This is a genomic window from Umezawaea sp., from assembly GCF_057122925.1.
In genome coordinates, this window is sequence record NZ_DBNGPQ010000184.1 from 23256 (window position 1) to 30398 (window position 7143).

6 protein-coding genes are annotated in these 7143 nt (G+C 73.0%); 3 read left to right on the forward strand and 3 right to left on the reverse strand.

Translation table 11 applies throughout. The features are described 5' to 3' along the window. Positions 1-33 precede the first annotated feature (33 nt). A complete protein-coding gene (locus AC156L_RS40995; RefSeq protein WP_330874088.1) occupies positions 34-1713 on the reverse strand; it encodes a DUF885 domain-containing protein in 1680 nt (559 codons plus the stop codon). A 117-nt stretch (positions 1714-1830) separates the two neighbouring features. Here AC156L_RS40995 and AC156L_RS41000 point away from each other — a divergent pair, with 117 nt between their 5' ends. Further along, a complete protein-coding gene (locus AC156L_RS41000) occupies positions 1831-2484 on the forward strand; it encodes a DUF3153 domain-containing protein (RefSeq protein WP_330874089.1) in 654 nt (217 codons plus the stop codon). A 23-nt stretch (positions 2485-2507) separates the two neighbouring features. On the opposite strand, the gene AC156L_RS41005 is transcribed toward AC156L_RS41000, so the two are convergent. Together AC156L_RS41005 and AC156L_RS41010 are read right to left on the reverse strand one after the other, a co-directional pair. Further along, complete coding sequence (locus tag AC156L_RS41005; protein ID WP_330874090.1) at positions 2508-3128, reverse strand: hypothetical protein; 621 nt, start codon at positions 3126-3128, stop codon at positions 2508-2510. 11 nt (positions 3129-3139) lie between these two features. Then, entirely contained in the window at positions 3140-4024 is an 885-nt protein-coding gene (locus tag AC156L_RS41010) for a methylenetetrahydrofolate reductase (RefSeq protein WP_330874091.1), read from the reverse strand. Between the two features lie 103 nt (positions 4025-4127). On the opposite strand from AC156L_RS41010, the gene AC156L_RS41015 reads away from it, so the two are divergent. Together AC156L_RS41015 and crtI are read left to right on the forward strand one after the other, a co-directional pair. After that, positions 4128-5207, forward strand: a complete 1080-nt coding sequence (locus tag AC156L_RS41015) for a polyprenyl synthetase family protein (protein WP_330874092.1) — start codon at positions 4128-4130, stop codon at positions 5205-5207. Positions 5208-5209: 2 nt separating this feature from the next. After that, positions 5210-6745, forward strand: coding sequence for a phytoene desaturase family protein (gene crtI, locus AC156L_RS41020; protein ID WP_330874093.1), 1536 nt, complete (start codon positions 5210-5212; stop codon positions 6743-6745). The last annotated feature ends 398 nt before the right edge of the window (positions 6746-7143 follow it).

The window sequence follows — 7143 nt, forward strand, 5'->3', positions numbered from 1 at the left end:
GCCGCCCGGTCGTACCGGGCGGCCCCCGCGCCACTACAGCTCGGCGAGCCGTTCGCGGAGCGTGTCGAGCCCCATGGCGCCCATCTCCAGGGCGTCCTGGTGGAACTTCTTGAGGTCGAACGCGGCGCCGTGGCGGGCGCGGGCCTCGTCGCGGGCCGCGAGCCAGAGGCGTTCGCCGATCTTGTACGACGGGGCCTGGCCGGGCCATCCGAGGTAGCGGTCGATCTCGTCGTGGACGTGCGAGGCCTCGGTGATGGTCCGGGTGAGCATGAACTCCAGGCCCAGCTCGGGGGTCCACCGCTCGCCCTCGTGGAAGCCGGTGCCCCTCGGGATCTCCAGTTCCAGGTGCATGCCGATGTCCACGACCACGCGGGCGGCGCGGAACAGGTGGGCGTCGAGCATGCCGAGCAGGTTGCCGTCGTCGTCGAGGTAGCCGAGTTCGCGCATGAGCCGCTCGGCGTAGAGGGCCCAGCCCTCGCCGTGGCCGGAGACCCAGCAGAAGAGGCGCTGGAAGTCGTTGAGCTTGTCGGCGTTGTAGACGGCGGTCGCGACCTGGAGGTGGTGGCCGGGGACGCCCTCGTGGTAGACGGTGGTCAGCTCGCGCCAGGTGGGGAAGGTCTCCTTGTCGGCGGGCACGGACCACCACATGCGGCCGGGGCGGGAGAAGTCGGGCGTGGGGCCGCTGTAGTACGCGCCGACGCCGCCGCCGGGCGGGGCGATGCGGCATTCGAGCTTCATCAGCTCGTCGGGCAGTTCGAAGTGCACGTCGCGCAGGTCGAGCAGGGCCTTGTCGGAGAGCTGCTGCATCCACGACTGGAGGCCGGCCTGGCCCTGCACGAGGTAGCGGGGGTCGGCGTCGAGGGCGGCGGCGCCTTCGGCGAGCGTCGCGCCGGGCTTGATCCGGCCGACGATCTGCTTCATCTCGGTCTCGATGCGGGTGAACTCCTCCCAGCCCCACTCGTAGGCCTCGGCGAGGTCGAGGCGGGAGCCGATGAAGTACCGCGAGGAGAGCCGGTAGACCTCTTCGCCGACGGCGTCCTTCTCGGGGGCCTTGGCGGCGAGGTCGTCGCGCAGGAACGCGGCGAGGTCGCCGTAGGCCTCGGCCGCGGCGGCGGCGCCCCTCTCCAGGTCGGTGCGCAGCGCGTCGCCGACCTGCGCGTCCCGCACGAGGCCTGCGAAGAACGACGTGCCGCCTCGGCGGCCGGACCAGGTGTCGCACTGGTCGGCGACCTTGGTGACCTGGCGCAGGGCGGCGGTCTTGCCCTTGTCCGCGGCGTAGGACAGGCCCGCGCGGAGGTTCGCGACGGCGTCCGGCATCGCGGCGAGGCGGCGGGCGACGACGGCCCACTGCTCGGGGGTGTCGGTGGGCATGTGGTCGAAGATCTCGCGCAGGTTCTGCACGGGGCTGGCGAGCACGTTCAGGTCGCCCTCGGAGCGGCCCGCCTCGTGCAGGTCGGTCGAGACCTCGCCGCGTTCGAGGAAGACGGCCTTGGCGTCGCTCTCCGACTTGTCGGCGGGTTCGGCGGCCGTGATGTCGCGGACGGCCTTGACGGTCAGCTCGTAGCGCGCGGCGTGGCCTTCCGGCGAGTAGTCGGTGAGCTCGTCCTCACCTCCGGGCAGGCCGAGCTGGGTCGCCGCGATCGGGTCCAGCGCCGCGTAGTCGGTCACGAACCGGTTGCTGATGCCGTGCACACCAGCCGTAGAGGAAGCCATGTCCGGCACGCTACCGCCCGGTCAGGACGCCGGAAAGGTCTTTAGGCTTGCTCACGATTACCAGTCGAAAGACTGGCGGACAAGGTCGACTCCGCTTCCTGCCGGCAGGATGACCGGGTGTCCAGAGCCCGTGTGCTCCTCCTGCCGGTCTTCCTGCTCCTCGCCGCGTTCTCGCTGTCGGGGTGCGTCCGCCTGCACGCCGCCATGGCGGTGTCGGAGGACGACCGCGTGTCCGGCGAGATCGTCGCCGCGACCCCGCCGACGGCGGACAACGATCCCGGCCCCCAGCTGCGGGTGCCGTCCGAGCTGGCCAGCCGCGTCACGACCAAGCCGTACAAGGTCGACGCCTACGCGGGTACCCAGCTCTTCTTCAACGGCCTCACCTTCGAGGAGGTCCGCACCCTCTCGCTCGCCACCAGCTCGTCGAGCAGCAGGTACCAGATCAGCTTCCGCCGTTCGGGCGACCTGGTCACGATGTCCGGGTCGGTCGACCTGACCCAGGTGCCGATCGACAGGGCCGACATCCAGGTGAAGATCAGTTTTCCCGGCGGGGTGGTCAACACCAACGGCCGCGAGGAGGAAGAGGGCACGGTGGCCTGGAGCCCCAAACCCGGCCAGGCCTCGATGCTGACCGCGACGGTGCAGTACGCGGGGCCGAACTCCGAGGGCCTGATCGGGTGGGTGTTCCTGGTGGGGGCGCTCACGGGCGGGGCGGCGCTGATCGTCGTGGTGCTGGCGCTCGTGGCGCACCGCAGGAGCCTGGTGGCCTGACCGGGCGTCGCCCGAACGGGTGATCATTGGCGCCCGCGGTGCTCCCACGCCTGGACCAGGGCCGACGAGGCGCGGGTGCCGTACTCCGAGAACGGCAGCACGGTCGGGCGCGCTCCCTGGACGCCCGCGCAGACGAACAGGACGCGGGTGTTGCGGTCGAGCACCAGGCGGTGGGTCATGCCGAAGTCGGCTTCGAGCGTGGTCGCCGCCAGCGCGTTCACGTCGCTGACCGCGATGGCCTGGTGGACGGCCCTGATCCGGGCCTCCCGCTCTGCCGTCCTGTCCCTGCGGACGCTCGACTTGAACCGGTCGCTGAGCAGCGCGCCGTCCGGGGTGAGCGTGGCCCAGGACGGGGTGGCCAGCTGGAGCGAGAAGCGCTTGCCGAAGCGGTCGGCCGCCACGTAGCGGGGCGGCGCGGACAGCACCGACGGCAGGTCCGGGAGGGACCAGCCGTCGTCGGTGGCGACGGGCACCCTCGCCACCCGCAGCACCGCGGCCACGTCGCGGCAGACGCGCGCGATCACCGGCGCGGCGGAGCGCACCTTGGCCTCGAAGTCCTCGGCCAGTCCGCGCTTGTGCGCCTCGGACCGGGCTCGACGGGCCTCGGCCGCGTCCTTCTTGAAGTTCTCGTCGAAGGTGGGCATCCACGCCTCTCTCACGTGCGAGCGGGGACCAGGCCCAGTCGGGCCACCACTTCCCTCGTCGCCTTCGAGCGGTTCAGGGTGTAGAAGTGCAGGCTCGGAACGCCCTCGGCGAGCAGCCGCTCCCCCATCTCCGTCACCAGGTCGACACCAGCCTTCCGGAAGGCGGCCGGGTCGTCCACGAAGGGGTCCAGTTTCCGGGCGACCGACGGGGGGACGTCGGCGCCGGACAGCTCGATCGTCTTGGCGAGGGTGCGCGGGGTCGTCAGCGGCATGAGGCCGGGGATGAGCGTGGTGTCGCAGCCCAGCGCGTCGACCCGGTCGCGCAGCCGCAGGAAGTCCTCCGGCTCGAAGAACAGCTGGGCGATGGCGAAGTCCGCGCCCGCGCGCAGCTTGCGGACCAGGTGCCTCGTGTCCTCGTCCACGTCGCCGGAGCGCGGGTGCCCGTACGGGAACGCCGCGACGCCCACGCAGAAGTCGCCGAGCTCGCGGCAGAGCCGGACCAGCTCCTCGGCGTAGGTGAGGCCCTCGGGGTGGGCGATCCACTCGCCGTGGGGGTCGCCGGGCGGGTCGCCGCGCACGGCCAGGATGTTGCGCACGCCGACGGCCGCGTACCAGCCGATCACGTTGCGCAGTTCCGCGACGGAGTGGTCGACGGCGGTCAGGTGCGCCATCGGCACCAGCGTGGTCTCCTGCGCGACGCGGCCGGTCGTGCGGATGGTGAAGTCCCGGCTCGACCCGCCCGCGCCGTACGTGATGGACACGAAAGCCGGGTCGAGCGGTTCCAGTTCGCGGATCGCGCGCCACAGGACCAGCTCGTCCGCGCTGTCGCGGGGAGGGAAGAACTCGACGGAGAACACGGGACCGCGCCCGTGCAACCGTTCGACCACGGTCGTCATGGCCCCAGCCTAGTGGGCGTCCGACGAGTGGGAGATGTCTTTCACGGGCTGGGACGAGCCCCCCGGTGCGGCGGCGGAGCGCCGGAGAGGTGACCATAGACGGGTGTCCGCCCCAGAGCTGCTCCACCCGCTGGACCTCGCGCTGCCCGCCCACGTCGACGAGGCGCTGGCGGCCTACCTCGCCGACCGTCGCACGCTGGGCGCGCTGATGGACGACAACTTCACCGGGGCGGTGGACGGCCTGGCCGCGTTCGTCCTCAGCGGCGGGAAGCGCATCCGCCCGACGTTCGCGTGGTGGGGCTGGCGGGCCGCGGGCGGTGATCCGGAGGGGCCCCTCGCGGAATCGGTGCTGACGGCGGTCAGCTCGCTGGAGCTGATCCAGGCGTGCGCGCTGGTGCACGACGACCTGATGGACGCCTCCGAGGTGCGGCGGGGCCAGCCGACCGTGCACATCGCGTTCGCCCAGGAGCACCGCGACCGGCGCTGGCTCGGTGAGCCGGAGCGGTTCGGGCTCGCGGCGGCCGTGCTGATCGGCGACATCGCGCTGGCGTGGGCGGACGACATGCTGTTCGCCGCGGGCCTGCCGACCGACGCGCTCCAGCGGCTGAGCCTGCCGTGGCGGGACATGCGCACCGAGATGCTCGCGGGCCAGTACCTGGACGTGCTCACGCAGGCGCGCGGCGACTCCTCCCCCGAGGCCGCGCTGCGGATCGACCGGCTCAAGACCGCCGCGTACACGGTGGAACGGCCGCTGCACATGGGTGCGGCGCTCGGTGGCGGGTCTCCGGAGCTGATCGACGGTCTGCGCCGGTTCGGCGCGGACATCGGCGTCGCCTTCCAGCTGCGGGACGACCTGCTCGGCGTGTTCGGCGACCCCGCGGTCACCGGAAAGCCCGCGGGCGACGACCTGCGCGAGGGCAAGCGGACGCTGCTCGTGGCGCTGGGCATGGAGTACGGCGCGGACGTGCTGCACGGGGCGCTGGGCAACCCGGAGCTGGACGTGGAGACGGTCGACGCCGTGCGCGACGCCCTGATCGGCGTGGGGGCCGTGGACGCGATCGAGGACCGGATCACCGAGCTGACCACGTCCGCGCTGGCCGCGCTGGAGGCCGCGCCGGTCGTGGCGCCCGCGGGTGACCGGCTGGCGGAACTGGCCGTCAGCGCCACGAAGCGGACCTACTGACCATGAGCCCAGCCCACGGGAAGACCCTGCCGGGACGCACCGACCACGTCGTCGTGGTGGGCGCGGGCCTCGCCGGGCTGTCCACGGCCCTGCACCTGCTCGGCACGGGCCGGGCCGTGACCGTCGTCGAGCGCGACGCCACCCCCGGCGGCCGGGCCGGGCGGCTGGACCTGGACGGCTACCGGATCGACACCGGGCCGACCGTGCTGACCATGCCGGAGCTGGTCGAGGACGCCCTCGCCGCGGTCGGCGAGTCCCTGGCCGACCGGCTGGACCTGCTGCCCGTCGACCCCGCCTACCGGGCGCGGTTCGCCGACGGCACCACGCTCGACGTGCACGCCGACGCCGACGCGATGGAGGCCGAGGTCCGGCGGTTCGCGGGCGGCGCGGAGGCCGAGGGCTACCGGAGGCTGCGGGCCTGGCTGACCGCCCTCTACCGGGTCGAGCGCGACCAGTTCATCGGCGGCAACTTCGACTCCCCCGCCGACCTGATCGGCCCGTCGCTGGCCAAGCTCGCCGCGCTGCGCGGGTTCGGCAGGCTCGGCCCGGCCATCGGGCGGTTCCTGCGCGACGAACGCCTCCAGCGCGTGTTCTCGTTCCAGTCGCTCTACGCCGGGGTGCCGCCGCGCCGGGCGCTGGCCGCGTACGCCGTGATCGCGTACATGGACACCGTCTCGGGCGTGCACTTCCCGCGCGGCGGGATGCGGGCGCTGCCCGACGCCATGGCGGGCGCGGCGGCCTCGGCGGGCGCCACCTTCCGCTACGGCACGGCGGTCGCCTGGCTGGAGCGCATCGGCAGCCGCGTCACGGCCGTCCGCACGACCGGCGGCGAGCGGATCCCGTGCGACGCCGTGGTGCTGACCCCGGACCTGCCGGTCGCCTACCGGCTGCTCGGCAAGGCCCCGCGCCGCCCGCGCCCGGTGCGCTGGTCGCCGTCGGCGGTCGTGCTGCACGCGGGCACCACCCGGACGTGGTCGGAACTCGGGCACCACACGATCTTCTTCGGGCGGGCGTGGGACCGGACGTTCGACGAGCTCACCTCGACGGGCAGGCTGATGAGCGACCCGTCGCTGCTGGTCACCCAGTCGACGCTGAGCGACCCGTCGCTCGCGCCCCCCGACCGGCACCTGAACTTCGTGCTCGCGCCCGCGCCGAACCTGGAGACCGGGCCGATCGACTGGGCGCGCGTCGGCCCCGCCTACCGCGACGAGCTGCTGCGCACCCTGGAGGCCCGCGGGCTGACCGGGTTCGAGGCGTCGATCGAGACGTCCCGGCTGGTCACGCCGCAGGACTGGGCCGACGGCGGTCTCGCGGCGGGCACGCCGTTCTCGGCCGCGCACACGATCGCGCAGACCGGACCGTTCCGGCCGCGCAACCTGGTCAACGGGATCGACAACGTGGTCCTGGCGGGCTGCGGCACCACCCCCGGCGTCGGCGTCCCCCCGGTGCTGATCTCCGGGAAGCTGGCCGCGCAACGGGTCGCGGGCACGCCGCTGCGCACCCGTTCCGCACGGGCCAGGACGTCCGTCGTGAGCTGACCGAACCGTTCGCCAGCCGAGCGCGAATACTCCACACGGGCACTGCCCGGAGTGATCTTCACGTGCGAGGATCCTCCTGGGTGTCGAGTCCCCGCCACGCTTGCGCGCCATCGCGTGCCGAGGCGGCCACGTGCTGTGCAACGATGTTGCCGCGATGGCTTCGACTCCGTCCCCTCCCAGATCGGGCGCCGCGTCAGTGCGGGCGCCGTCCGCTGCTACGCGCGTGCCGCCGGAACCGACCGGCATCCCCGTGCGGACGATCCTGCTCGGAGTGCTGGGCGTCTCGCTGATCGCGCTGGGTGGTGCGGGTGCGGGTGCGGTGCTGAAGACGGATCCGCTGCTGACGGACACGTCGTTGAGCTGGGTGCGGTACGGGCACGGTCGTGATCTGGCGACGG